At 77.7% G+C, this 26446-nt stretch carries 18 protein-coding genes; 10 read left to right on the forward strand and 8 right to left on the reverse strand.

Features of this window, described 5'->3' with window-relative positions:
* Positions 1-95: 95 nt before the first annotated feature.
* From Q0789_RS02880 to Q0789_RS02895, 4 genes are all read left to right on the forward strand, one after another.
* Positions 96-491 carry a DUF2530 domain-containing protein gene (locus Q0789_RS02880; protein WP_298801922.1) on the forward strand — a complete coding sequence of 132 codons (396 nt, stop codon included), beginning with the start codon at positions 96-98 and terminating at the stop codon, positions 489-491.
* 48 nt (positions 492-539) lie between these two features.
* Positions 540-1412 (forward strand): LLM class flavin-dependent oxidoreductase, encoded by an 873-nt coding sequence (locus Q0789_RS02885; RefSeq protein ID WP_298801923.1) that lies wholly within the window; start codon positions 540-542, stop codon positions 1410-1412.
* A 464-nt stretch (positions 1413-1876) separates the two neighbouring features.
* Positions 1877-3514: a peptide chain release factor 3 gene (locus tag Q0789_RS02890; protein ID WP_298801925.1), complete on the forward strand. Its 1638-nt coding sequence runs from the start codon at positions 1877-1879 to the stop codon at positions 3512-3514.
* Positions 3515-3678: 164 nt separating this feature from the next.
* Positions 3679-4056 carry an SdpI family protein gene (locus tag Q0789_RS02895; RefSeq protein WP_298801926.1) on the forward strand — a complete coding sequence of 126 codons (378 nt, stop codon included), beginning with the start codon at positions 3679-3681 and terminating at the stop codon, positions 4054-4056.
* 115 nt (positions 4057-4171) lie between these two features.
* Here the strand turns inward: Q0789_RS02895 and Q0789_RS02900 are convergent, their stop codons facing one another.
* The 3 genes from Q0789_RS02900 to Q0789_RS16690 are packed head-to-tail and all read right to left on the reverse strand — an operon-like array spanning position 4172 to position 9069.
* Positions 4172-7903, reverse strand: coding sequence for a hypothetical protein (locus Q0789_RS02900; protein ID WP_298801928.1), 3732 nt, complete (start codon positions 7901-7903; stop codon positions 4172-4174).
* An 8-nt stretch (positions 7904-7911) separates the two neighbouring features.
* Positions 7912-8685, reverse strand: a complete 774-nt coding sequence (locus Q0789_RS02905) for a DUF3027 domain-containing protein (RefSeq protein ID WP_298801930.1) — start codon at positions 8683-8685, stop codon at positions 7912-7914.
* A gap of 3 nt (positions 8686-8688) precedes the next feature.
* Positions 8689-9069 (reverse strand): cold shock domain-containing protein, encoded by a 381-nt coding sequence (locus Q0789_RS16690; RefSeq protein ID WP_363326168.1) that lies wholly within the window; start codon positions 9067-9069, stop codon positions 8689-8691.
* A 245-nt stretch (positions 9070-9314) separates the two neighbouring features.
* Between Q0789_RS16690 and Q0789_RS02915 the strand changes: the two genes are divergently transcribed.
* A complete protein-coding gene (locus Q0789_RS02915; RefSeq protein ID WP_298801932.1) occupies positions 9315-10670 on the forward strand; it encodes a hypothetical protein in 1356 nt (451 codons plus the stop codon).
* Positions 10667-11497 carry an aspartate/glutamate racemase family protein gene (locus Q0789_RS02920; RefSeq protein WP_298801934.1) on the forward strand — a complete coding sequence of 277 codons (831 nt, stop codon included), beginning with the start codon at positions 10667-10669 and terminating at the stop codon, positions 11495-11497. The genes Q0789_RS02915 and Q0789_RS02920 overlap by 4 nt, the downstream gene beginning before the upstream one ends.
* Here the strand turns inward: Q0789_RS02920 and Q0789_RS02925 are convergent.
* Positions 11494-12192, reverse strand: coding sequence for an HAD family hydrolase (locus Q0789_RS02925; protein WP_298801936.1), 699 nt, complete (start codon positions 12190-12192; stop codon positions 11494-11496). The genes Q0789_RS02920 and Q0789_RS02925 overlap by 4 nt on opposite strands.
* 283 nt (positions 12193-12475) lie before the next feature.
* On the opposite strand from Q0789_RS02925, the gene Q0789_RS02930 reads away from it, so the two are divergent.
* The 4 genes from Q0789_RS02930 (at position 12476) to Q0789_RS02945 (ending at position 20818) form a co-directional block, all read left to right on the forward strand.
* Positions 12476-15508: a S8 family serine peptidase gene (locus Q0789_RS02930; RefSeq protein WP_298801938.1), complete on the forward strand. Its 3033-nt coding sequence runs from the start codon at positions 12476-12478 to the stop codon at positions 15506-15508.
* 154 nt (positions 15509-15662) lie between these two features.
* Entirely contained in the window at positions 15663-18101 is a 2439-nt protein-coding gene (locus tag Q0789_RS02935; protein ID WP_298801939.1) for a helicase-associated domain-containing protein, read from the forward strand.
* Between the two features lie 129 nt (positions 18102-18230).
* Complete coding sequence (locus Q0789_RS02940) at positions 18231-18977, forward strand: hypothetical protein (RefSeq protein ID WP_298801941.1); 747 nt, start codon at positions 18231-18233, stop codon at positions 18975-18977.
* A gap of 176 nt (positions 18978-19153) precedes the next feature.
* Positions 19154-20818, forward strand: a complete 1665-nt coding sequence (locus Q0789_RS02945) for a DNA repair helicase XPB (RefSeq protein ID WP_298801943.1) — start codon at positions 19154-19156, stop codon at positions 20816-20818.
* Between the two features lie 182 nt (positions 20819-21000).
* On the opposite strand, the gene Q0789_RS02950 is transcribed toward Q0789_RS02945, so the two are convergent.
* From Q0789_RS02950 to Q0789_RS02965, 4 genes are all read right to left on the reverse strand, one after another.
* A complete protein-coding gene (locus Q0789_RS02950; RefSeq protein ID WP_298801945.1) occupies positions 21001-21939 on the reverse strand; it encodes a type IV toxin-antitoxin system AbiEi family antitoxin domain-containing protein in 939 nt (312 codons plus the stop codon).
* A gap of 189 nt (positions 21940-22128) precedes the next feature.
* Positions 22129-24453 (reverse strand): glycoside hydrolase family 3 N-terminal domain-containing protein, encoded by a 2325-nt coding sequence (locus Q0789_RS02955; protein ID WP_298801947.1) that lies wholly within the window; start codon positions 24451-24453, stop codon positions 22129-22131.
* Between the two features lie 50 nt (positions 24454-24503).
* Entirely contained in the window at positions 24504-25403 is a 900-nt protein-coding gene (locus Q0789_RS02960) for a carbohydrate ABC transporter permease (protein ID WP_298801950.1), read from the reverse strand.
* Positions 25400-26440, reverse strand: a complete 1041-nt coding sequence (locus tag Q0789_RS02965; protein WP_298801953.1) for a carbohydrate ABC transporter permease — start codon at positions 26438-26440, stop codon at positions 25400-25402. The genes Q0789_RS02960 and Q0789_RS02965 overlap by 4 nt, the downstream gene beginning before the upstream one ends.
* Between the last annotated feature and the right edge of the window lie 6 nt (positions 26441-26446).

Raw genomic sequence — 26446 nt, forward strand, 5'->3', positions numbered from 1 at the left:
TCGTGAGCGTAGGTCATTACCCGGGCTAACGACATCCGGGACGACGGGCATTCCCGCCCGGCGGGCGGCTGCTCCACCGGCGCTACCGTCTCCCCGTGAGGTTCGCGCGCCTGCCCATGGAGGAGCGGCCGACGCCGCCCGCGCCGCGGACCGACGACCGGGTCGCCGCGCTCGCCGGGTCGGCGGTCTGGGCGGTCTCCCTCGTCGTCGTGCTCGTCCAGCGCGACGCGCTGCTCGCCGACGACCGCGGCTGGTGGGTGTGGTGCTGCGTCGCCGGCCTCGCCCTCGGGCTCGTCGGCCTCCTGCACCTGCAGCGCCGCGAGATCAAGCACCGCACCGCGGTCCGCCGGGCCCGACGCGAGGCGCGGGCGGCCGCCCGCGAGGTGCCCGCCGGTCCCGCGCGCCCGTCCACGACCGCCGCGCCCGCCTCCTCTCCCGCGCCCGCGGTCTCCGACGGCGAGGCCGCCCCCGCCCCCGAGCCGAGCAGCTGACCCGGCGGCTCCCGCCCGGCCGGCCCCGCCGTCCCTAGGGTGGGCCGCGTGACCGACCTCGGCGCCGTCTTCCTGCCCCAGCTCCCGCCCGAGCGCCTGCGCGAGGTCGCGCTGGCGGCCGACGCCTCCGGCCTCGACGAGCTGTGGCTGTGGGAGGACTGCTTCCGCGAGGCGGGCGTCTCCACCGCGGCCGCCGCCCTGGCGTGGACCGAGCGGGTGCGGGTCGGCGTCGGCCTGCTGCCCGTGCCGCTGCGCAACGTCGCGCTGGCCGCCATGGAGATGGCGGTGCTGCACCGCACCTTCCCCGGCCGCGCCGAGATGGTCGTCGGCCACGGCGTGCAGTCGTGGATGGGGCAGGTCGGCGCGAGGCCCGCCTCCCCGCTGACCCTCCTCGGCGAGCACCTCGACGCGCTGCGCCGCCTGCTCGCGGGCGAGGAGGTGACGACGTCGGGCCGCTACGTGCAGCTCGACGGCGTCCGCCTCGACTGGTCGCCGCTCGGCCCCGTGCGGGTCCTCGCCGGCGCCGAGGGGGCGAAGACGCTGGAGCTCTCCGGCCGCGCCGCCGACGGCACCGTCCTCGTGGCCGGCACGACCCCGGAGCGCCAGCGGGCCGCGCGCGAGCGCATCGACGCCGGCCGCGCCGCCGCGGGCCGCGAGGACCACCACCGCGTCGTCACCTACCTGCTCACCGCGACGGGCCCCGACGCCCACGAGCGGATGGCGCGCAGCCGCGCCGAGTGGGACCTCCCCGACGCCGACGACGTGGCCGCCGCCGGGACCGCCGAGCAGGTGGCCGACGCCGTCCGCCGCCTCGGCGACGCGGGCGCCGACGTCGTCGTCCTCCAGCCGACGGCCGACGACCCCGACCCCGCGGGCTTCGCCGCCTGGGCCGGGGAGCAGGTGCGCCCGCTCCTGCACTGACGGACGGGGCGGCGACTCGACCGGGCGGGCAGGCGGGGGAGCCGACTCGCACAGCCGGGCACACGCACCAGGAGCGCTTGGTGACGAGCGCCCGGAGCGGGTGGCGGCGCGGGCGCGGCAGGCACATCAGGCCGGCGCCCCGACCCCAGCACGCCCCAGCCGAAGCGCGCCGAGCCAGTGCCCGAGCGCCCGCGCCACCACCCGCGGACCCGATCCCGTGCGACCCCGCCCGCACCGGACCCACGCAGGAGCGGGTGGCGGCACGGGCTCCGCTGGCACGTCAGGCCGGCGCCCCGACCCCAGCGCGCCCCAGCCGAAGAGCGCCGGGCCAGTGCCCGAGCGCCCGCGGCGCCACCCGCGGACCCAGCCGAGGCGGATGACCGACGCGGCAGGCGAGGACGCCCGGACGAGGACAGCGCCGTCGTCGGGGAGGATGGGGGCGACCACCCACGACAGGACGAGTGATGAGCACCAGCGCCCCTGCCCTCGCCGAGCCCGAGGCCGCGATCCCCGCGGACGCGCCCGACGCGCCGAGCCGCCACGCGGCGGTGCGGCGGACCTTCGCCGTCATCAGCCACCCGGACGCCGGGAAGTCGACGCTGACGGAGGCGCTGGCGCTGCACACGGGCGCGGTGACGCGCGCGGGGCACGTGAAGGGCAAGGCCGGGCGCGCGGGCGTCGTCTCGGACTGGCAGGAGATGGAGCAGCAGCGCGGCATCTCGATCTCGTCGGCGGTCCTGCAGCTGGACCACCACGGGCACGTGCTGAACCTCGTGGACACCCCGGGGCACGCGGACTTCTCGGAGGACACCTACCGGGTCCTCGCGGCGGTCGACTGCGCGATCATGCTCGTGGACGCGGCGCGGGGCATGGAGCGGCAGACGCGCAAGCTCTTCGACGTCTGCAAGCACCGGGGCCTGCCGGTGCTCACGGTCATCAACAAGTGGGACCGCCCGGGGCGCGAAGCGCTCGAGCTCATGGACGAGGTCGCGCAGGTCACGGGCATGACGCCGACGCCGCTGACCTGGCCGGTGGGCGTCGCGGGCGACTTCCGCGGCGTCGTCGACCGGCGCACCGGCGGGTACACGCGCTACACGCGCACGCCGGGCGGGGCGACGATCGCCGAGCAGGAGCACCTGTCGCCGGAGCAGGCCCTCGAGCGCGAGGGCGAGACGTGGACGACCGCCGTCGAGGAGGCCGAGCTCCTCGCCGTCGAGAACGGCGACCACGACGAGGAGGCCTTCCTCGCCGGACGCACGACGCCGGTGCTCTTCGCCGCGGCGGTGCTGAACTTCGGCGTCGACCACCTGCTCGAGACGCTGCTCGAGCACGCGCCGGCGCCCGCCCCGCGACCCGACGTCGCCGGCGCCCCTCGGGCCCTCGACACGGGCTTCTCCGGCCAGGTGTTCAAGATCCAGTCGGGCACGGACCGCGCGCACCGCGACCGCGTGGCGCTCGTCCGCGTGTGCTCGGGGCACTTCGAGCGCGGGACGCCGCTGACGGTCGCGCGCACCGGCCGCACGCTGACGACGAAGCACGCGCAGCACCTGCAGGGGGCCTCGCGGACGAGCATCGAGGAGAGCTGGCCGGGCGACGTCGTCGGGCTCGTCGGCGCCTCCGGCATCGAGGTGGGCGACACGCTGCACGCGCGCGGGGCGGTGGAGTACCCGCCGATCCCCTCGTTCGCGCCGGAGCACTTCGTCGTCGCGCGGCCGGCGGACCTCTCGCGGAGCAAGCAGTTCCACAAGGGCATCGCCGAGCTCGACGCCGAGGGCGTCGTCCAGGTGCTGCGCTCGGACCTGCGGGGCGAGCAGGCGCCCGTGCTGGCGGCCGTCGGCCCGCTGCAGCTCGAGGTGGCCTCGCACCGGATGGCGGGCGACTTCAGCTGCCCCATCAGGACGGAGCCGCTGTCCTACAGCGTCGCCCGGCGGACGACGGGCGAGCACGTGCAGGCGCTCACCCAGCAGCGCGGCACGGAGGTGCTCGAGCGCCGCGACGGCGACCTGCTCGCCGTCTTCACCGACGTGTGGCGCATGAACGGCGTCGTGCGCGAGCTGCCCGGCGTCGTCCTCGAGCCCCTCGTCGCCGACACGACCGGCTGACCGCACACCGATCTGCGCGGCGCCGCCGCACGGCGGCGCCGAGGCTCCTGACCTCCGGCGATCTTGCACCAGGGGCGAGCAGCGGTCCGATGCGCAGGTAGCTGTGCGGCGACGCGGTCCTGCCACCGCCCCGACCACCAGCCCGACGACCGACCGGAGGGGACGTGGACGTGCTCGCCGGGCTCCTCGTCCTGGCCGTGACCGCCGCGGCGATCCTGCTCGTGCTGCGCCTCGTGCGCCCCGACGCGATCGAGCGGCGGGGGCGCAACGCGTGGGTCGGCATCCGCACGGGGACGACCCTGCGCTCGGAGGCGGCCTGGGTCGCGGCCCACCGCGCCGCCTGGCCGCTCGTGCGAGGGGGTTCCCTCGCGGCGCTCGCGGCGCTGGCGCTGCTCGGCGTCGCGTGGCTCGCGACGGGCCGCGGCGAGGACCTGCTGGGCCTCGGGAGCGTCGGCGTGATGCTCGTGTGGGTGGCACCCCTGCTCGCCTCGATCGGCCCGGCGCACGAGGCGGCCCGCGCCGCGGAGGACGACGAGCACTGACGCCCCGCCTCGGGCGCCGTCGGGGAGGACGGACCCCGCGGCTGCAGGAGCGCCGACCCGCTGACCTGCGGCGACGCTCCGTGACCGGAGGTTCGTCCTCCCCGGCGGCGGGCCGTCAGGCGCCGGGGCCGTCCAGCGCCACGTCGACGAGCAGCGTCCAGGGCTCTGGCGAGCCCACCGGTGCGGGCAGGCCCGCGGCGAGCAGCGCCTCGGCGAGCGCCGACCGCGCACCCCAGGCCCCGGCCGCCAGGGCGAGGACCCGCCCGGCGCCGCGGGCGTCGACCGCGTGCGCGGTGACGGCGCCGTCGGCGTCCTCGAGCCAGGCGTCGACCGCCTCGCCGTCGACGACGAGCCGGTCGTGCAGGGCGAGCCGCACCCGCTCGACGCCGGGCCCGCCGGCCAGCCGCAGGAGCGCGCGGACGTCGTCGGGCAGCGGCACCGCCCGCCCGTCGCCGTCGACGCGGCCCGGCACCTCCTCGGTCGCGAGCCCCAGCCCGAGGGCGTCCGCGACGGCCTCCGCCCCTCCGCGCGGGACGACGAGCGCCGGCCCGCACGCCGGGTGCGCCGCGCGGAGGGGGTCGTCGACGACGACGACGTCCTCGGCCGGGCGGCGCACGGCCCGTCCGCCGTCGACCGCGGCGAGGCGCTCGAGGTCGTCGGACGCACCCTCCAGCGGCGGCCCGTGGCCGACCCGGTGCGCCAGCGCCGCCCACGCGGTGAGCAGGTCGGCGGGCGCCGGGTCACCGAGCGGGTCGAGCACGGCCGCCCAGGCGCGCAGGTCCCCGAGGTCGGCCCAGTCGCGCGCCACGCCCGCGGCGGCGCCCCAGGCGGGCGGCAGCGCCCGGGCCGCCCCCGAGGCGGGCGCGAGGAGCGCCCGCAGGGCGGGGTCGGCGTCCGGCGCCGCCGTGGGGCCGGGAGCGCGGCCGTCCGAGGTGGCCGAGCGGTCGCCGACGAGGGCGGTCCCCACGGCGACGGCGGTGGGCGACGGCACCTCGAGGGTCTCCCCCGCCGGTCCGCGCAGCCGCAGCCTCGGGTGCAGCCGCCCGCCCGCACGAGGGTCGCCCAGGGCCGCGGCGAGCAGGGCGACGACGCCGTCGGCGGCGTCGAGCGGGACGTCCCCGGGGCCGACCGCAGCGCCGACCGCGGGGCCGACCACGAGGTCGAGGTCGCGCACCAGGGCCACCTCGTCGGCGACCCAGCCCCCCGCGCCGTCGAGCGCGTCGAGGACGAGGTCGAGCCACTCCGGGGCGGCGTCGGCCAGCGCCCCCGGCGGGTCGTCGAGGTCGACGTCGTCCCACACGAGGAGCCCGGCGGACGCCGTGACGCCGGCCGCCGCCAGCACGGCCGCCGGCCAGCGGTCGAGCAGGTCGGTGGCGACCGGCGCGACCTCTTCGGGGTCGAGCGCCGCCTCCGCCGGGGAGCCGGGCACCACGAGCGACGCCGCGGGCGCGAGCTCGTCGCCGTCGTCGCGCAGCGGGAGGTCGAGCAGCCAGGCACGGGCGCCCGCCACCACGCCCACGGGCCACGGGTCCGCCCCACCGTCACGAGGGCCGTCGCCGGGTGCGTCGTCGGGCAGGTCGTCGGCGAGCCAGCCGAGCACGACGTCGGCGAGCGCGTCGACGACGTCGTCCGGGTCGGCGTCGCCGGGCCCGCCGCCGTCCCCGTCGTGATCCTCGTCCGCGAGACCCAGGCCGAGCACGAGCGCGTCGAGGTCGTCCTCGGCGAGGGCGTCGGCGACGGCGAGGACGGCGCTCCCGGTCGCGGGGTCGTCGAGGAGCGTGCGGGCCCCCGCGGGCGCGGCGCCGAGCCGCTCCAGCAGCGCGGCCGCCGCCCGGTCCTCGGCGGCGCGGGGGTCGACGAGCCGCAGCCCGTGCTCGACGAGCAGGGCCCCGACCGCCCGGTCGGCCGGCTCGGGGCCCGCGAGGGCGTCGACGGCGGGGCCGGCCAGGAGCGCGCCCCGGCCCCCCCGTGCCCAGCGCCCGCCGACGAGCGGGACGGGCAGCGCCGACAGGGCCTCGCGGGCGCGCTGGTCGAGGGCCAGCGGCGCGAGGGCGCCGGCGACGGCGCGCCACCCGGGCAGCCCGCCGCCCTGCCCGTCCTCCGCGGTCGGCTCGGCGAGGCCGGCCTCGCCCGCGCCCGTGAGGTCCTCCCCCGGGGCCGGGAGGGGCCAGCCGTCCACGAGGTCGGCGAGCGGCAGCCGCCCGACGCCCATCGCCGTCAGGGCCTCGCGGTGCCGCCGCGGGGAGGCCACGAGCGCGGGCTCGGCCACGGCGAGGGCGGCCAGCGCCGCCGCGTCGGGCTCGACCCCGCCGTCCTCGAGCGCGAGGGCGCGGGCGCCCGGCAGCAGGCGGGTCCCGCCGGCCGCGGGCGCGAGCAGCGGGACGTCGGGCAGCACGCGCTCGAGCGCCCTCCGCAGCGCGGCGTCCACCCAGCCCGCCGACGGGCCGACGGGCACGAGGTCGAGCGGGTCGGGCAGCTCCGGCGGCGCCGGGGGCTCGTCGGCGCGCCCGGGCCGGTCGGCGGGGTCCTCGGCGGGGCGCGGCGGCTCCGCGACGTCGTCGCCCTCCCCCGCGCGCCCGCCGCCGGCGTCGGCCCGCTCGGCCGCGACGAGGGCGAGGAGGTCGGCGTAGGCCGCCCCGGCCGCGGCGAGGACGGCCTCCGCCGCCGGGCCGGGCTCGACGTGGCGCCGGGTCGGCTCGAGCGGCAGCCCGGCCACGAAGACGGCGGGCCAGGGCAGCGGCTCGTCGGTGGGCGTCGGCGCCAGGAGGACGCCCGCGCCGACCGAGGGGCCGGCGCCGCCGTCGAGCCGCCCCAGGGCCGCGGCGAGCGGGTCGGAGGGCGCGGGAGGACGCCGGGGCAGGGCCCACGCCAGCGCCCACCGGGGGTCGGCGCGCTCCTCGGCGGGACGCCCCGCGAGCGCCGCCGCCTCGTGGGTGCCGCTGCGGCGCAGCACGACCCAGCGGTCGGCCACGTCACGGAGCACCCGGTCGGCGACGCCGGGCCGCTCCACGCGGACCTCGCCCAGCGCCGGCAGCGCCAGCAGGAGGAGGTCGTCGACGGCGTCGAGCAGCGCGCCGACCGGGGCGACGGCGTCCGGGCGCAGCGGGAGGACGACGACGGTCGACCAGCCCCGGTCGAGCAGCGCGGCCGCCTCGTCGCCCCCGGGCACGTCGTCGGGGCCGACCGCGAAGGGGGTCCGCAGCACCGGCAGCGAGCCGCCCCGGCGCGCGACCTCGGCGGCGAGCTCACCGCCGGCGGCGGACGCGGCCCCGTGGACGGCGGCGTCCGCCCGGCGCCGGTCGAAGCCGACGCCGCCCGCCGCCGTCAGCAGCGCGGGCGCGTCGCTCACCCCTAGGACGGCCGTGAAGCCGACGCCGAAGCGCCCGACCACGCCCTCCAGCGGGGGGCCGTCGCCCGCGCCCGGCTCGGGGCGCTTGGTCGAGGCGCGCAGGCCCGACAGGGCCCGCACGCCGGCGGCGTCGAGCGGTGCGCCGCCGCTCGCCGCGAGCAGCACGGGGACCCCGTCAGCGGCGGAGGAGAGCCGCAGCAGCAGCCGCCCGCGCCCCGCCTCCCCGCCGCGGACGGCGGCGTCGGCGGCGTTCTGCGCCAGCTCGACGACGACGCGGTCGCGGTACCCGCCGAGCGCGAGCTCCTCCTCCGCGTTGGCGTCCTCCCGCAGCCGGTCGGGCGAGGCCGTCCAGGCCGCGAGCGTGCGCGACCGCAGTCGGGCGCAGCCGAAGGGGTCGTCCCGGTCCGCGGGTCCGGGGTCGCCCTCGGGGCGGGAGCCGTCGGGACGACCGGCGTCCTCGGAGGGACCGGCGTCGTCGGAGGACCCGGGCGAGCGCACCGCGCCGGTCAGGCGACCGGCACGACGTCGAGGACCTGGTCGTCGACGACGGGAGCCGGCACCTGCTCGCGCCGCACCTCGACGTCGGTCTCGCTGTGTGCGCCGCAGCCGTGGTCGACGCTGACGACCGTGCCGTCGGACGGCGACCACCCGTTGGCGCAGACGCCGAACACCTGGCGCATGGCCCCCGGCAGCGGCAGGAAGAACCCGCAACTGCCGCAGCCCGCGGCCGACGCCTTCGCGCTCTCCGCGCCGGGGCCGTGCTCGCCGTCGTACCAGCGCTGCGCCGCCTCGGCGCGCCCGTCGCGGGACAGCACCCGGCGCCGGCCGAGCCCGAGCTCGTGGAAGCCGACGGCGTCGACGTCCTCCTCGCCCGTGGCGGTGAAGCCCGGGACGAGCCGCTCGTCGTCCTCCACGCGCGGCAGGACGTCGGCCGGGCCCACGTCGCCGGGCTGGAGCCGCTCGGCCCAGGGCAGCCACGCCGGCGCGAGGACGGAGCCCTCGCCGGCGAGCAGCTCGGCCTCGCACACCGTGGCGACGCGGGCCCGCGGCGCCCGCGCGAGCGTCACCGCCCAGCGCCAGCCCTGGTAGCCCGCTGCGGTGCAGGCGAAGTCGTGCGTGAGGAGGCGGTCGTCCTCGACGCGGACGCCGAGGTGCTCGCCCACGAGGACCTCGCCGCGGGGGCCGCGGCCGGCCACGGCCTCGGCGGCCTCGCGCGCCAGGTCCACCGCCCCGGCGAGCACGGCGTCGGAGGCGGGGGCGCGGCGCCGGCGGGGAGGCACGCCTCAGCCCTCCAGGTCGTCGGCGACGCGGCGCAGCACGGTCGCGACCTTGCGACCCGCGCTGCGGTCGGGGTAGCGGCCGCGGTGCAGCTGGTTGGAGACGCCGTCGAGGAGGCGGATGAGGTCCTCGACGACGACGGCCATGTCCTCGGGGCCGCGGCGCGTGCCCGACGTCACGGTGGCGGGGGCCTGGAGCACCCGCACGGAGAGCGCCTGCTTGCCGCGGCGCCCGTCGGCCACGCCGAACTCGACTCTCGCGCCCGGGGAGACGGTCGTCCCCGCGGGCAGCGCCGAGGCGTGGAGGAAGACCTCGTCCCCGTCCTCGGCCGCGATGAAGCCGAACCCGCGCTCGGCGTCGAACCACTTGACCCTGCCTGTCGGCACCCTCGTCCGTCCTCGCGTCGTCCTGGGCCGGGCGGCTCCCCGCGGTGGGCGCCCGACCCCTGCCAGGGGCCGGCGACCCCGGCGCGGGCCCGCTCCGGCGTGCACCCGCCAGGCTAACCCTCCCGAGCGGCTAGCGTCGGGCCGCGCCGACCACGGCGCCCGCCACCGCTGCCCCGCCGACCCGAGCCCCGCCCCCGCGCCCCACCTGCCGAGCCCGTCCCTCCCGAGCCCCCGGAGCCCTGCGCATGCGCCGCCCGCCCCCGCCCGCCCCGTCGTCGCCCCCGGTGCAGCCGGTCGTCCTCGGCGGGGACATCGGCGCGTACAGCCTCGCGCGCGCGGCCCACGAGGCCTACGGCGTGCGCACGGTCGTCGTCTCGAGCGCCGCCACGGGCCCGGTGCGGCGCTCCCGCGTCGTCGACCACGTCGTCGTGCCGGGCGTGGACGCGCCCGAGGTCGCCGTCGCGGCGCTCCACCGGGTCGCCGACGAGCACGCCGCGTCCGGCTCCGGCGCGCCGCTGCTCCTGCTCGGCAGCGCCGACCGCGCCGTGCGGCTCCTCGTCGAGCAGCGCGCGCACCTCGAGGACCGCTTCGTCCTGCCCTACGTGGGCCGCGAGCTGCTCGACCGGATGACCGACAAGGAGGGCTTCGGCGCCGTCTGCGCCGAGCTGGGCATCCCCTCCCCCCGCACCGTCGTCGTCGACGTCCAGCGCGACGCGCGCGCCACGGGCGGGCCGGGCGTCGACGTCGGCCGCACCGTCGGCGGCGGGGCGCCGCTCACCTTCCCCGTCATCGCCAAGGCGGCGAGCACGACGGCGTACGCCGGCGTCTCCTTCCCCGGCAAGCAGAAGGTCTTCACCGTGCGCGACGCCGTGGAGCTCGACGACCTCGTCGACGTCCTGGCCCGCGCGGGCTACCGCGGCACCTTCCTCGTGCAGGACCTCGTGCCCGGCGACGACTCGGGGATGCGGATCCTCACCTGCTACAGCGACCGGTCGGCCCGGGTGCGGTTCTCCTCCTTCGGCCGCGTCCTGCTCGAGGAGCACACGCCCGGCGCGCTGGGCAACCCCGCCGGCATCGTCACGGGCGGGGGCGCGGAGGTGGCCGAGCAGGCCCGCCGCCTCCTCGAGCACGTGGGGTGGACGGGCTACGCGAACTTCGACCTCAAGGTCGACCCGCGCGACGGCCGCGCCGTCTTCTTCGAGCTCAACCCCCGCCTCGGGCGCAGCAACTACTACGTGACGGCGAGCGGCCGGAACCCCGTCGAGCTCTACGTGCGCGAGCACCTGCAGGGGCTCGACCCCCTGCCGCCCGGCGCACCGGAGCTGGCGGACGCCGAGCGCCTCTACACGGTGCTGCCCCCGGCGCTGCTGCTGCGCTACGTCGCCGACCCGGCGCTGCGGGCGCACGTCCGCGGGCTCGTGCGCTCCGGCCGCGCCGTCGACCCCCTGCGCTACGGCCCCGAGCGCGACCCGCGCCGGCTCGCCTACGTGGCGGCCGCGCACCTCAACCAGGTGCGCAAGTACCGCCGCCACTACCCGCTGGAGCGGGCGCGGGAGATCCGGGCCGAGGCCGAGGAGCTCGTGCGACGGGGCGCCGCGTGAGCCCCTCCCCGGACGACGCCGCCCCGCAGGACGCCGCCCCCGACGACACCGCCTCCGACCCCGCTTCGGGGACCTCGGCGGGCGAGCACCCGCTCGTCGGCGTCGTCGGCGGCGTCGGCCCGCTCGCGACGGTGAGCTTCCTCGACGCCGTCGTGCGGCTCACCGAGGCCGAGCGCGACCAGGACCACGTCGACCTCGTCGTCCTCCAGCACGCGACGATCCCCGACCGCACGGCCCACATCCTCGGCGCCTCCGCCGAGGACCCGGGGCCGGTCATGGCCGAGGACGCCCGGCGCCTGGAGCGCTGGGGCGCCGGCTTCGTCGTCGTGCCCTGCAACACCGCGCACCACTACACGGCGCAGATCGCCGCAGCCGTGGACGTCCCGGTCGTGAGCATCGTCGGCGAGACGACGGCGGCCGCCGTGGCGCGGCGGCCCGGGCTGCGCGCCGCCGCGGTGCTGGCGACCGAGGGCACCGTGGCGGCCGGGGTCTACCAGCGCGCCCTCGAGGCCGCCGGCGTGCGCGCCCTCGTGCCCGACGCCGCCGGGCAGGCCGTCGTCACGAGCGCCATCTACGACGGCGTGAAGGCGGGCGCGGCGGTGGACCTGCCGGCCCTGCTCGCCGTCGCCGAGGGGCTCCTCGCGCAGGGGGCGGAGGTGGTCCTCCTCGGCTGCACCGAGCTGTCCGTCGTCGCCGAGGGCGCGGGGCTGCTCGACGACCCGCGCTTCGTCGACTCCCTCGACGCCCTGGCCCGCAGCACGATCACGCGGGCCGGTCACCGGCTGCGCGAGCGACGCGCGCCCGACCCGGCCGCGGCCGGGCGCTAGGCGCTCCGGCGGCGGGCCGCCCAGGGCTCGAGCCACGCCGGGAAGGCCTCGAGGTCGGGCAGGACGACGTCGGCCCCGAGCGCCTCCAGCGCGGCGGGGCCGTGCGCGCCCGTCGCCACCGCCACGGCGGCCGCCCCGGCGGCCCGGGCGGCGTCGACGTCGGCCGGGTGGTCGCCGACGTAGACGACCGCCCCCTGCTCGAGGAGGGCGCCCGCCTTCGCGACGCCGAAGCGGTCCCCCGCCACCGCGTCCACGAGGTCGTCCAGACCCGCCCGCGCGAGCACCCGCCCGACGGCCTCGCCCCGCTTCGCGCTGACGACGACGGCCCGGCCGCCCCCGGCGACCACCGCCTCCAGGGCGGCGCGGGCGTGCGGCATCGGCCCGACGAGCGGGTGGCCGCCCTCGCCGTCGGGGCGCCGGTCCTGCGCGCGGTAGCGCGCGGCGAGGTCCTCGAGCAGCGCCGGGGTGGCCCGCCCGGGCGGCACGAGCGCGGCGAGCGTCCCCGCCAGCGGGAGGCCGCGCGCGGCCTCGGCGGCGGCCTCGTCGAAGGGGAGGCCGACCTCGCCGAGGGCGGCGCGCAGGCACGCGCTGATGCGGGGGCCGGAGTCGACGAGCGTCTGGTCGAGGTCGAAGCCGACGACGGGGCCCTCGCCCCGGCGCCGGCCCGCGGAGGGCTCCGGAGTCGCTGCGCGCACCGGCACCACCCTACGGAGGACGCCGAGGCCGACCCGGACGGGGCTGGGAGACGATCCGGACGTCAGCGGACACACCGGGCGACAGATCTCACGGACCGTCACCGCCGGGTGCGCAGCGCGGCTGAGGAGAACCTGCCAGCACCCTTGACGGACGCCGAGAGGTGGGGTCCCCTACGTCCGGAAGGGTGACGCAGCGCGACCGCGCGGTCACCCGCCGTGCTGGCCTGCGCCGGCGTCCCCACCGGCCCCCGGGCCGGACCGCTCCCACCAGGAGGCTCCCCCCGTGCACCCTCGCCCCTCCCCCGGCGCGCGCTCGCGCCGCGCCGCCGCGGTGCTGACCGGCCTCGGCCTGGTCGTCGCCACCGTCGGCAGCGTCGGCCCCGCCGTCGCCTCGCCGGTCGCGCCCGTCGGCGACGCCGCCGCGGCGGCGGCCGGCTTCACCGACGGCCGCTACGTCGTGACCCTGCTGCAGGAGCCCGCCGCCACCTACGAGGGTGGCGTCGCCGGCCTGGAGGCGACCAAGCCCGCCGAGGGCGAGAAGCTCGACGCCGAGAGCCCCGCCGTCCAGCGCTACCAGGAGCACCTCGAGACGGAGCAGGAGGAGGTCGCCGAGGTCGTCGACGCCGAGCCCGAGTACCAGTACACGGCGGCAGTCAACGGCTTCTCGGCCGACCTCACGGCCGAGCAGGCGGCCACTCTCGCGCTGCAGCGCGGCGTGGTGTCGGTCCAGCGCGACGAGGCGCGGTCGCTCGACACGATCGACAGCCCGGCGTTCCTCGGCCTGACCGGCGAGGACGGCGTCTGGGCCCAGCTCGGCGGCCCGGACGCCACGGGCGAGGGCGTCGTCGTCGGCGTCATCGACTCCGGGATCACGCCGGAGAACCCCTCCTTCGCCGGCGAGCCCGTCACGGCCACGCAGCCGGGCGAGGTCGGCAGCACGTTCCGCACGGCCGAGGGCAACATCGGTGTCGTCAAGGCTGACGGCGATGTCTTCGAGGGCGCGTGCGAAACAGGCCCGAGCTTCACGGCAGACCTCTGCAACGACAAGCTCGTCTCGGCGCGGTTCTTCGCCGACGGCTTCGTCACCAACGTCGAGCCCGAGGACTACGCCGAGTTCGAGACCCTCTCGCCGCGCGACGGCGACGGCCACGGCACGCACACGGCCAGCACCGCGGCCGGCAACGACGGCGTCGCGATGGCGGTGGGCGGTCGCCTCTTCGGCGAGGGGTCCGGCATGGCCCCGGGTGCGAAGCTGGCGACCTACAAGGTCTGCTTCGAGGACACCGACGAGGACACCGGAGGCTGCTACACCTCCGACTCCGTCGCGGCGATCGACCAGGCCGTCCTCGACGGGGTCGACGTCCTCAACTACTCGATCTCGGGCGCGCTCGACACGTCCTACGACGCGGTCGAGCTGGCGTTCCTCGGCGCCGCCTCCGCGGGCGTCTTCGTCGCCGCCTCGGCCGGCAACTCAGGTCCGACGACCTCCACCGTCGCTCACAACAGCCCCTGGCTGACGACCGTCGCCGCGAGCACGCACCACTACTTCTACGGCACCGTGCGGACCGGTGACGGCGAGCTGTACCGCGGCATCTCGGTGACCGACGAGCTGCCCGACGGCGCGCCCGCCCTTCTCGCCGCAGACGTGGCCGCCACGGGTGTTGCCACCGACCGGGCGCGCCTGTGCTACCCGGGCTCGCTCGACCCGGCGCAGGTCGGGGGCACCGTCGTCGTCTGCGACCGCGGCACCATCGCGCGCGTCGACAAGTCACTCGCCGTCGAGCAGGCCGGCGGCGTGGGCATGGTCCTCGCCAACACCTCGCCGTCGAGCCTCGACGCGGACGTGCACTACGTGCCGACCGTCCACGTCGACGAGGTCGTCGGCGCGGCCATCAAGGCCTATGTCCGCGAGGCGGACGCACCGACGATCTCCCTGCTCTCCGGCGACCAGACCGGTCAGGAGCCTCAGGAGGCGCCGGTCATCGCCGGCTTCTCGAGTCGCGGGCCCGCCCTCGCGCACGAGGGAGACCTCCTCAAGCCGGACATCTCAGCGCCCGGCGTCAGCGTCCTCGCCGCCGTCGCCCCTGGACCGAATGAGGGCCGGGACTTCGACTTCCTCTCGGGCACCTCGATGTCGAGCCCCCATGTCGCGGGGCTCGGCGCGCTGATCCTCGGCGAGAACCCCGAGTGGAGCCCCATGGCCGTCAAGTCGGCGATGATGACGACGGCCTACGACCTCAAGAACGAGGACGGCACGCCGGACACCAACCACTTCAACGGCGGTGCGGGGCACGTCGACCCGACCCGCTTCCTCGAGCCCGGGCTGGTCTACGAGTCCGACGTCGACGACTGGCTGTCCTTCCTCGAGAACACCGAGGAGATCGACTTCGGCATCCCGGGCATCGACCCCATCGACGACCCGAGCGACCTCAACCAGCCCTCCATCGCCGTCGGCACGCTGGCCGGTCGCCAGACCGTCGAGCGCACCGTGACCGCGACGACCCCCGGTCTGTACCGCGTGCAGGCCGACATGCCGGGCTTCGACGTCCGGGTGACCCCCCGCATCCTCAACTTCACCCGCGAAGGGCAGAGCAAGTCCTTCGAGGTGCGCATCACGCGCACCACGGCCCCGCTCGACGCCTACGGCCAGGGCAGCCTGACGTGGCAGGGCCGCGGTCTCTCGGTGCGCTCGCCGATCGTCGCCCGTCCCACCGGGGTCGCGGCCCCGACCGAGGTCTCCGCGTCGGTCGCGGACGGGGAGGTCTCCTACGACGTCCGGCCGTCCACGTCGGAGCCCGTCGGCGTCGAGGTCGACGGCTTCGTCCCGGCGACCCGCACCAGCGGCGACGTCGCCTCCGGCGTGCGCCTCACGCCGCTGCAGACGAACGCGTCGACGGACATCTACCCCGTCGACGTGCCGGAGGGCGCCTCGGTCGTCCGCTTCGACCTCACGGCGGGGGAGGGCGCCGACGACCTGGACCTCTACGTCACGAACACCGCCGGCGCGGGGATCGCCAGCAGCGCCACCGGCTCGGCCGACGAGCGGGTGACAGTGCGTGACCCCGCACCGGGCCGCTACCTGGTGCACGTCCACGCCTTCTCGACGGCGCGCTCAGGCGGGGCCTACGACCTCGACACGTTCGTCGTGGCCGGGCCGGAGGGCAACGCCTCGACGTCGCCCAACCCGTTCGTCAACCGCCCCTCGTACCCCCGCCCTCTGACCGTGAGCTGGGACGGTCTTGAGGTCGGCACGCGCTACCTCGGCGCCGTCCGCTACGAGGGCGCTTCGGTCGAGACGCTCGTCGCCCTCGACTGACCTCCCACCGGCCCCGCGCCGGGACCGCTGCACGCGGACGGCCCGTTCCGAGCTCGCGCTCGGGGCGGGCCGTCCGCGCGTCCGGGCCCGCCCGCCCCACCGGCGGGGGCGGCTGCCCGGGTGGCGGAGGGCCGGCTCGCCTAGCGTGGGGCGGATGCCTCCCCCGCCCCCTCCCGCCGCCGGACGCGCCCGCGAGCCGCGCAGCCTCGCGGACGACCTGCGCGGGCGCGGCGAGGACGCGCTCGTCGCGCTGCTGCGGGGCCGCCCCGACCTGGCGACGCCGGTGCCCGCGGACACCGGCGCGCTGGCGGTGCGGGCGAGCACCCGGCACAGCGTCCAGCGGGCCGTCGACGCGCGCAGCCGCGCCGAGCTCGACGTGCTCGCGGCCGTCGTCGTCCTCACCGCCGGCGGCGGGTCGACGGGCACCGCCGCGGTGGCCGCCGCGTGCGGGCTGCCGCAGACGCGCACCGCCCCCGTGCTGGCCCGTCTGCGCGAGCTCGCGCTGCTGTGGGGCACGCCCCGGTCGCACACCGGCGTCGGCGTCCTCGCGGACGCCCTCGGCCCGCACCCGGCGGGCCTCGGCCCCGCGCTGCTCGACCTGCTCGAGCAGACGCCCGCCGCCCGGCCGCGCGCCGAGGCGCTCGGGCGCCTCCTCGACGTCCCGGCGGTCGAGGGCGCGGCCGGCCTGTCGGCCCGGCTCGCCGACCCCGCCGGGCTCGCCGCCCTGCTCAGGGCGGCGCCCGAGGGGACCCGCGAGCTCCTCGGCCGCCTCGACGCGGGCGGACCCGTGGGGCAGGTCTCCCGCGCCCGCCGGGAGGTCGACGCCGCGGACGAGGCCGACGACGTCGCCCCCCTGGACTGGCTGCTCGCGCGGGCGCTGCTCGTGCCCGTGGGCGACAGCCGCGTCGTCCTGCCCCGCGAGGTCGGGCTGGCGCTCCGGGAAGGCCGCGTGCTGCGCGAGCCGGCCGCCCTCGAGCCGCCGCCCCTGCCGGGCCGGCCGGCACCCGCGGGGCGCCGCGACGCGCTCGCCGGCGGCGCCGCGGCCGAGGCCGTCCGCCTGGTCGACGCCCTCGGGCGCGCCTGGGAGCAGCGCCCGGCGCCGCTGCTGCGCGCCGGCGGCGTCGGCGTCCGCGAGCTCGCCCGCACGGCCGCCGAGCTGGAGGTCGACGCGGGCACGGCCGCTCTCGTCGTCGAGGTCGCCGCCGCGGCCGGGCTCGTCGCCGAGGACGGCGAGGCCGACCCCGCCTGGGCGCCGACGCCGCGCTACGACGCCTGGGCCGACGGCACCACCGGGGAGCGGTGGACGGCGCTCGCGTCCGCCTGGGCGGCGATGCCCCGCCTGCCCTCGCTCGTGGGCGACCGCGACGACCGCGGCAGCGCCCGCGCCGCTCTCTCCGACGCCGTCGCCCGCCCGCAGGCGCCCGTCGTCCGCGCGCTCCTCCTGTCCGCCCTGGCCGAGGTCCCGGACGGCGAGGGCGCCGACCCCGAGGACCTCGCCGGGCGCCTGGCGTGGCAGCGCCCGCGGTGGGCCCCGGCCCGCGACGCCGCCCTGCTGCGCGTGCTGCTCGAGGAGGCCGCCTGGCTGGGCGTCGTCGCCTCGGGCGCCCTCTCGGCCGCCGGGCGGGCGCTGCTCGGCGACGACGGCGCGCCCGGCCCGGACGACGAGGCCGCCGCCGCGCGGCGCCGCGCGGCGGCCGCCGTCCTCGACGAGGCCCTGCCCGCCCCGGTCACCGAGGTGCTCCTGCAGGCCGACCTCACCGCGGTGGCCCCCGGCCCCCTCGAGCGCGACCTCGAGCTCGAGCTGTCCCTCGCCGCCGACGTCGACTCCCGCGGCGGCGCGACGGTGTACCGCTTCGACGGCGGCACCGTGCGCCGCGCGCTCGACGCGGGGCGGACGGCCGACGACCTGCTCACCTTCCTCGCCCGCGTCTCGGCCACGCCCGTGCCGCAGCCGCTGGAGTACCTCGTGCGCGACGTGGCCCGCCGCCACGGGCGCGTGCGGGTCGGCTCGGCGGGCGCGTACCTGCGCAGCGACGACGAGGCCTCGCTCGCCGAGCTGCTCGCGGAGCGGCGCGCGGCCCCCCTCGGCCTCCGGCGGCTGGCTCCCACGGTGCTCGTCGCCCGCGCGGACGCCGCCGAGGTGCTGCGCGTGCTGCGCACCCTCGGCCTCGCGCCGGCCGCCGAGTCCGTCGACGGCGCCCTCGTGCTCGACCGTCCGACCGCCCGCCGCACGCCCCCGCGGCGGCCGCCCCGCCCGGCGCCCACGCAGGTCGCGCCCGACGAGGCGACCGCGCGCAGCGTCGTCGCCGCCCTGCGCGCCGGCGACGAGGCGGTGGCGGCGGCGCCCGCCCCGCCGCCGGGCGCGCCGCTGGTGCCGCCCGCCGACCCTGCCGTGTCGCTCTCCGAGCTGCGCCGCGCCGCGGCCGACCGGCGCCCGGTGTGGGTGGGCGTCGTCGACACGACCGGCGGGCCGAGCAAGGTCCACGCCCAGCCGCTGCAGGTCGAGGGCGGGCGCATCACCGTGCGCGACCTCACGACCGGCGCCGTGCGGGTGCTGTCGGTGCACCGGGTGACGGGGACGGCGCCGGGCTGAGGCCTCCGCCGGGCCGGCCGGCGGGCCGTCTCCGGCCCGCCGCCGGAGCGGGCGACGGCGGTAGCGTCACGGGCGTCCACCCCGTCGGGGCCGCAGGACCCGCGGCGGCCCCAGGAGCGAGGAGCAGCCGTGAGCCACCCGGACTACCCGTACGGCCCCGACGCGCCGGGGACGCCGCCGCGCAGCCCGTGGCCGGGCACCGGGGGCGGTGCGCCCGACGGCGACGACCGGCGCCCTGCACGGGAGGACGGCGCCCCGGATGGCGGCGCGGCGGCCGGCACGCCGCAGCAGGGAGGCGGTCAGGGCACCGGTGGAGGGGCCTCCGCGTGGGGCCGCGACGCCGGCGGCCCGCCCCCTCCCCCGCCGAGCCCGGACCCCTGGCGCTCGGACCCGCGCGGCTCGGAGGGGGGACGCACGTCCCCGGGAGCCTCCGACCCGAGGTCCTCCCAGCCGGGGTACTCCCAGCCGGGGTACTCCCAGCCGGGGTACTCCGGGCCGGGCTACTCCGACCCGGGGCGCTGGGGCGGGGGCTCCGACGTGGCGCGCTACGGCGGGGACCACGGCGACAGCCGGTACGACGGCGGCACGCCGCCCGGCGGCGGTCTGCCGACGTCGACGCTCGTCCTGCTCGTCGTCTCCGGCCTCGCCGTCTTCACCGGCGTCGCGACCCTCGCCGGGGTGCCGGCGCTCGTCATCGGCGTCGTCGCCGCCACGAGCGCGTCCACCGACCGGGCGCGCGCGGAGCGGCTCACGCGCACGGGCTGGCTCGTCTTCGTCGGCGTCATCGCGGCCGTCGTCGTGCTCGCCGTCCTGGCGCTCGTGCTCTTCCTCGTCATCGGCGGCGGGCTGATCAGCGCAGGGGCCGGGGGCTTCTAGCCCTCCCCGGGCCCGGACGTCCCGGGCCCGGACCTCCCGGGCCCAGACCTCTCGGGCGGACGCGCGCGACCGGTGCGGGAAGGACGGGCGGCGCGCGGCGGTTGGACCGTTCAGCCGCCGGCCCCCCGCACGCCGGCACGTCCAGCACCGTCCCCAGCAGCACCGGAAGGACGCCCGTGAGCGACGGCCCCCTCATCGTCCAGAGCGACAAGACCCTCCTGCTCGAGGTCGACCACCCCGACGCGCCCGCCTGCCGGAAGGCCATCGCGCCGTTCGCCGAGCTCGAGCGCGCCCCCGAGCACGTCCACACCTACCGGCTGACGCCGCTGGGCCTGTGGAACGCCCGGGCCGCGGGCCACGACGCCGAGCAGGTCGTCGACGTCCTGCTCGAGCACTCGCGCTACCCCGTGCCGCACGCGCTGCTCGTCGACGTCGCCGAGACGATGGACCGGTACGGCCGGCTCCAGCTCGTCGACGCCCCCGGCCACGGCCTCGTCCTGCACGCCACGGACGTGCCGGTGCTCGAGGAGGTGCTGCGGAGCAAGAAGGTGGCGCCGCTCGTCGGCGATCGCATCGACGAGGCGACCGTCGCCGTCCACCCCAGCGAGCGCGGCAACCTCAAGCAGGTGCTGCTCAAGCTGGGCTGGCCGGCCGAGGACCTGGCCGGGTACGTCGACGGCGAGGCGCACCCCATCGACCTCGACACGAGCGGCTGGGACCTGCGGCCGTACCAGGCCGAGGCCGTCGACGGGTTCTGGGACGGCGGCTCGGGCGTCGTCGTCCTCCCCTGCGGTGCGGGCAAGACCCTCGTCGGCGCGGGCGCCATGGCCAAGGCGCGCGCGACGACGCTCATCCTCGTGACGAACACCGTCTCCGCGCGGCAGTGGAAGGACGAGCTGGTCAAGCGGACGTCCCTCACCGAGGACGAGATCGGCGAGTACTCGGGCACCCGCAAGGAGGTGCGCCCGGTCACCATCGCCACCTACCAGGTGCTGACGACGCGCCGGAAGGGCGTCTACCCGCACCTGGAGCTGCTCGACGCCCGCGACTGGGGCCTCATCGTCTACGACGAGGTCCACCTCCTGCCGGCGCCGATCTTCCGCATGACGGCGGACCTGCAGGCCCGCCGCCGGCTCGGGCTGACGGCGACGCTCGTTCGCGAGGACGGCCGCGAGGGCGAGGTCTTCTCCCTCATCGGGCCCAAGCGCTACGACGCGCCGTGGAAGGACATCGAGTCGCAGGGCTACATCGCCCCGGCCGACTGCGTCGAGGTGCGGGTGACGCTGCCCGACAGCGAGCGCCTCCTCTACGCGACCGCGGAGCCGGACGAGCGCTACCGGCTGTGCGCGACGACGGAGTCCAAGACCCGCGTCGTCCAGCGCGTCGTCGAGGCGAGCAAGGGCGAGCAGGTGCTCGTCATCGGCCAGTACATCGACCAGCTCGACGACCTCGGCGAGCGCCTCGGCGCGCCCGTCATCAAGGGCGAGACGTCGGTGGCCGAGCGCCAGCGCCTCTTCCAGGCCTTCCGGGAGGGCGAGCTGCACGTCCTCGTCGTCTCCAAGGTGGCCAACTTCTCCATCGACCTGCCCGAGGCCTCCGTGGCCGTGCAGGTGAGCGGGTCCTTCGGCTCCCGGCAGGAGGAGGCGCAGCGCCTCGGCCGCCTCCTGCGCCCCAAGGGCGACGGGCGCACCGCCCGCTTCTACACCGTCGTCTCCCGCGACACCCTCGACCAGGACTTCGCCGCCCACCGGCAGCGCTTCCTCGCCGAGCAGGGCTACGCCTACCGGATCCTCGACGGCGACGACGTCCTCGCCGGCTCGCTGGAGGCCGACGGCGCCTGACGGGTCCGTCTCCCGACCTCGGTGGTGGACCTCGTGGGAGACGCCACCTCCGTGGTGGATCTCGTGGGACGACACGCCGTCGCGCGGCCCACGAGGTCCACCGCGGCGGGGGTGGTGGACCTCGTGGGCGCGGGCCGTCGCTCCGCCGGCGACCGGTGGTCGCCCAGCGACGACCTCCGCGGTCACAGGGCGCGCCGCACGAGGGCCGGGACCACCGACGGTGCGAGGGTGTCCCGCCAGGTGCACCGCACCACGTCGTGGCCGAGGGCGACGAGGGCGTTGGTGCGCCACCGGTCGCGGTAGACGGCCTCGGGCGTCGAGTGGGGGTCCGCGCCGTCCGCCTCCAGCAGCAGGAGTCCTCGACGCTCGCTCCGCCGACGGCGGAACGCCATGTCGCCGCGCGCCAGGAGCACTCCGTGCTCGTCGCGGACCTCGACCTGGAGGTCGTCCGGCGGGACGCCGCCGTCGTGGCACCGCAGGCGGACGCGGCTCTCGAGCACCGACTCCGCCCGGGCGTCCGCGAGCGCCCACAGGTCGCCGACGACGACGCAGCCGGGCCGGCCCGCGCAGAGGAGCGACGCCGCGACGAGCTCCTCGGCGTCGCCGCTGCGCAGGAGGCCGTCCAGGAGCGCGAGCGCGTCCGGGCGCTCGAGGCGCGGCACGAGGTCGGCCACGGTGCGGACCCGCGAGGTCGTCGGCAGCCCGCCCAGGTCGACCACGTGGTCGACCGGCGGGTCCCACCGGTGGACGACGAGGGGCCGTGACCCCACCTGGACGGGCGCACGCCGGGCGACGTGCACCCGGCTCGTCGGTGGTCCGGGCGGCAAGCCGTGCAGCACCGCCGCGGTGGGGCCCGCCACCACCGCTCCCTCGACCGCCAGCACGGCGGCGCGAGCCCACGACCGCTGGAGGGCGAGCCCCCGGCGGTGCGTCTCGACGAGCAGGACGCCGGGGAGGAGCCGGCGCCACTCCTGCCGGCGGACCATGGTCCGGACCGCCTCCACCGACGCGCCTGCCGCCACCACGTCGTGGCGGGTGACGACACCGTCCTGGCCGGCGGCGAGGCGCTCGAGCGCGGGGAGCGCCGTCCGGGCTGAGGGGTGCAGGGCACGGACGTCCACGACCGGGAGCGTCCCGGCCCACCGCTGCCGAGCGGCCCCGACCGCGTCACCGGTGGACGGCCGGCCTCGCGCGTCCGCCTGTGCGCGCCACCGCGACACCCCGCCCCACGAGGTCCACCACCGGCATCGCGGTCGACCTCGTGGGGCAGGCGACGGCGTGCCGCCCCACGAGGTCCACCTCCGAGAGCGTCAGGCCGGGACGACGTCCACGCCGACGACGCGGCGGTCGGCGGTGGTGACCGGGTGCGCGGCGCCGGTGAGCTCGACCTGCGCGGTGAGCTCGACGTCCGCGCACGACGGGCCGACGCGCAGCTCGAGGGCGCCGGGCTCGACGACGCGGGTCATCGAGCGGTCGGTGAAGGCCACGCGCGTCGTCGGCACGTCGAGGACGACCTCGGCGGCCTGCCCGGCCTCCAGCTCCACCCGCGCGTAGCCGAGCAGCTGGGTGATCGGCCGCGTGACGGACGCGACGGGGTCGCTCGCGTAGAGCTGGACGACGTCGGCGCCAGCGCGGTCCCCGGTGTTGCGGACCGTCACCGAGACCTGGAGGGCGCCGTCCGTGGGCACCTCGGTCTGCGCGACGCGCAGGTCGCTGCGCTCGAAGGTCGTGTACGAGAGCCCGAACCCGAAGGGCCGCACGGGCTTGGTGTCGATGTTGCTCACCGAGCTGGCCGCACCCAGCTTGGGGTGCAGGTAGGAGTACGGCTGCGCGCCGACCGAGCGGGGCAGCGAGACGGGCAGGCGCCCCGAGGGGTTGACCCGGCCGGACAGCACGCCCGCGACGGCGCCGGCGCCCTCCTGGCCGGGGAAGAAGGCCTGCACGACGGCGGCGCAGCGCTCCAGCGCCCAGTCGACGGCGTAAGGACGGCCGGTGAGCAGCACCGCGACCACGGGCCGGCCGGTGTCGAGCAGGGCCTCGAGCAGCTCGCGCTGGACGCCGGGCAGGTCGAGCGACTCGGCGTCGCACCCCTCCCCCGACGTGCCGCGGCCGAAGAGCCCGGCGCGGTCGCCGAGCACGGCGACGACGACGTCGGCCCCCTGCGCCTCCTCGACCGCCGCGGCGATCCCCGAGACGTCGGCCGTGTCGACGTCGCAGCCGCGGGCGTACGAGGTCGTCGCGCCGGTGAGCTCGCCGCGCAGCGCCGCGAGCAGCGACGGCGCGTCGAGCCCCAGCTCGACCCCCGGGTGCTGGGCCAGCACGTGGTTGGCGAAGCTGTAGCAGCCGAACAGCGCTGGCACCTCGTCGGCGTTCGGCCCGACGACGGCGACGCGGCGCTCCGCGGCCGGGTCGAGCGGCAGCACGCCGTCGTTGGAGAGGAGGACCACGCCCTCCTCGGCGATGCGGCGGGCGAGGTCGCGGTGGGCGGGCGGGTCGAGGTCGACCTCGCCGACCGCGTCGGGGTCGAAGGTCGCGTCGAGCAGGCCGAGGCGCTCCTTCTGCGCGAGGACGCGGCGCAACGCCCGGTCGACGAGCGCCTCGTCGGTGAGCCCGTCGCGGACCCGGGCCGCCAGCGGCTCGAGGTAGGCCGTGCCCGTGGGCAGCTCGACGTCGATGCCGGCCGCCAGCGCCTGCGCCGCAGCGTCGCCCGGGTCGCCGGCCACGCCGTGCAGCGACTGCAGGAAGGCGATCGCGAAGTAGTCGGCGACGACGGTGCCCGTGAAGCCCCACTCCCCGCGCAGCAGGTCGGTGAGCAGGGAGGCGTCCGCCGCGACGGGGACGCCGTCGACCTCCGCGTAGGAGTTCATGACCGAGTCGACGCCGCCGTCGAGGACGGCCATCTCGAAGGGCGGCAGCAGGACGTCGGCGACCTCGCGCGGCCCGGCGTGCACCGGCGCGAGGTTGCGGCCCGCGCGGCTGTTGGAGTACCCGACGAAGTGCTTGAGCGTCGCGACGACGCCGGTCGACTGCACGCCGCGCACGTACGCCGTCGCGACGGTGCCGACGACGTAGGGGTCCTCGGCGATGCACTCCTCGACGCGGCCCCACCGGGCGTCGCGGACGACGTCGAGCACCGGCGCGAGGCCCTGGTGGACCCCGAGGGAGCGCATGGACTCCCCGATGGCCGCGCCCATCTCCTCCACGAGCTCGGGGTGGAAGGTGGCCCCCCACGTCAGCGGCGCCGGGAAGGTGGTGGCCTTCCACGCCGCCAGGCCGGTGAGGCACTCCTCGTGGACCAGCGCGGGGATGCCGGGGCGGGTGCTCTCGACGAGCCACCGCTGGCGCGCCGCGAGCGTGCGGGCGCCGGCCACCGGGTCGACGGGCGCCGTGCCGAAGGGCCGCGTCAGCTGCCCGAGCCCGCGGGCGGCGAAGGACTCGAACTCGGCGTCCTCGGACTGCATGGCGTCCTGCATGGGGGCGACGTCGCCGCCCTCGCCGTCGCCGCCCTTGCCCTCCCAGAGGCCGACCAGCTGGGCGAGCTTCTCCTCGAGCGTCAGGGACGCCAGGAGCTCCTCCACGCGGGGCGACGCCGGGACGTCGGTGGTGCTGGCGGAGGGCGTGGTGTCGGTGCTCATGGGGTCCTTCCGGAAAGGGATGCGGGCGCGGGGCGCGACGGTACGGCTCCTCAGCCCTTCACGGCGCCCTGCAGGCCGTTGACGATGCGTCGCTGCATGGCCAGGAAGAAGACGAGGGCGGGGATCATCGCGAGGGACGTGAAGGCGAGGACCCCTGCAGTGTCCTGCGCGTACTGCGTGGAGAAGCTCGCCACGCCGAGGGGCAGCGTCTGGGACGCCGGGTCGGACAGCACGAGCAGCGGCAGCAGGTAGGCGTTCCACGACGCGACGAAGGCCAGGACGCCGACCGTCACGAGCCCCGGGCCCGACAGGGGCAAGAGGATGCGCCAGAAGAAGCCGATCCGCGAGGCGCCGTCGATGGCGGCCGCCTCCTCGAGCTCCTTCGGCAGCGCCGCGAGGAACGGCCGCAGGATGACGACCGTCAGCGGCAGCGCGAAGGCGGCCTGCGGGAGCGCGACGCCCCACACCGTGTTGGTGAGCTGGAGGTCCCGGACGAGCAGGAACAGCGGGATGATCGCCACGGTCAGGGGGAAGAGCAGCCCGAGGGTGAAGACGAGCGCCAGCGCCTCCCGCCCCTTGAACCGGTAGCGGGCCAGCGGGTAGGCCGCCATGACGCCGAGCACCGAGACGACGACCGTCGTGATGAGCGCGACGAGCGTCGAGTTCAGCGTGTAGCGCCAGAAGCTGCCCGACGTGAGCACGCGCACGTAGTTGTCGACGACCCACGGGCTCGGCAGGCCCACCGGGTCCGCCGCGAGCTGCGCGTTGGAGCGGAAGCCGCCCAGGAAGGCGTAGGCCACGGGCGCGACCGTCACGACGACCACGAGCGCGGCCACGGCGTAGACCAGGGGCCCGCCGCCGCCGAAGGAGCGACGGCGCCCGCGGCGGCGCGGCTCGGGCTGCAGCGGGACGGGCCGTCCGGGGGCTGGCGTCGTCGTGGGGGCGCTCATCGCGCGGCCCTCCTCGGCTTCGGCGCCGCCTCGTTGTCACGGCGCAGGACGAAGGTCTGGTACAGGACGGCGAGCACGAGCGAGATGACGAAGAGCAGGACGGCGACGGCTGAGGCGTAGCCGTACAGCCCGCGCTCGGTGCCCTGGTTGATGAGGTAGATCGCCATCGTCACCGTCGAGTTCGCGGGGCCGCCGCCGGTGAGGATCCACACCATGTCGAAGAGCTGGAGCGAGCCGATCATCGACAGGAAGCCCCAGGTGCGGATCGTCGGCCCGAGCAGCGGGATGGTGACCCGGCGCTGGACCTGCCACCACGAGGCGCCGTCGAGCTGCGCGGCCTCGTAGACGTCCTCGGGCACGCCCTGCAGGCCGGCGAGGAAGAGGATGACGGCGAGGCCGAGGTACTTCCACGTGAGGACGACCATCACGGTCCCGAGGGCGACGTCCGGGTCGCCCAGCCACAGCTGGGTCAGCCCGCCGAGGCCCACGCCCTCGACGACGGCGTCCACGAGGCCGTTCGGCTGCAGGAGCAGCACCCACACCACGCCGGCGACGACCTCGGCGAGGACGTACGGCATGAAGATGACGACGCGCAGGAAGCCGCGGCCGCGGATGTCCCGGTTGAGCAGGAGCGCGATCGCGAGGCCCAGGGGCAGCTGGATCGCGATGGACAGCGCGATGATGACGAAGTTGTTCACCACCGCGCCGGTGAAGACGGTGTCGCCGAGGGCCCGCGTGTAGTTGTCGAGCCCGACGAAGTCGTCGAGCGGCCCGAGGCCGTTCCAGTCGAAGACGGAGTAGCGCACGGCCTGCAGCACCGGGACCACGATGAACAGGCCCAGGAGGACGAGCGCCGGGCCGGTGAAGAAGGCGATCTCGAGGCGCGTGCGCGTCCTCGCGGACAGCCGCGAGGACGAGCGCCGCCGCCCGCCCCCCGACGGGCGCGCGGGCGCCGCCGACCGGTCGGACCGGTCGGCAGCGCCCGCGGCACCGCGGGAGGAGGCGGCGACGTGGGCGCCCGTGGGGCGGGGGGTCACGTCGTC

Origin of the sequence: uncultured Pseudokineococcus sp. (assembly GCF_947499845.1) — a bacterium.
Classification (GTDB): Bacteria; Actinomycetota; Actinomycetes; order Actinomycetales; family Quadrisphaeraceae; genus Pseudokineococcus.

Excerpts from the sequence above, each read along its gene's own strand:
- Q0789_RS02890 (WP_298801925.1), top strand. The coding sequence starts at position 1,877 with ATGAGCACCAGCGCCCCTGCCCTCGCCGAGCCCGAGGCCGCGATCCCC.
- Q0789_RS02915 (WP_298801932.1), top strand. The coding sequence starts at position 9,315 with ATGCGCCGCCCGCCCCCGCCCGCCCCGTCGTCGCCCCCGGTGCAGCCG.
- Q0789_RS02935 (WP_298801939.1), top strand. The coding sequence starts at position 15,663 with ATGCCTCCCCCGCCCCCTCCCGCCGCCGGACGCGCCCGCGAGCCGCGC.
- Q0789_RS02955 (WP_298801947.1), bottom strand. The coding sequence starts at position 24,453 with ATGAGCACCGACACCACGCCCTCCGCCAGCACCACCGACGTCCCGGCG.
- Q0789_RS02960 (WP_298801950.1), bottom strand. The coding sequence starts at position 25,403 with ATGAGCGCCCCCACGACGACGCCAGCCCCCGGACGGCCCGTCCCGCTG.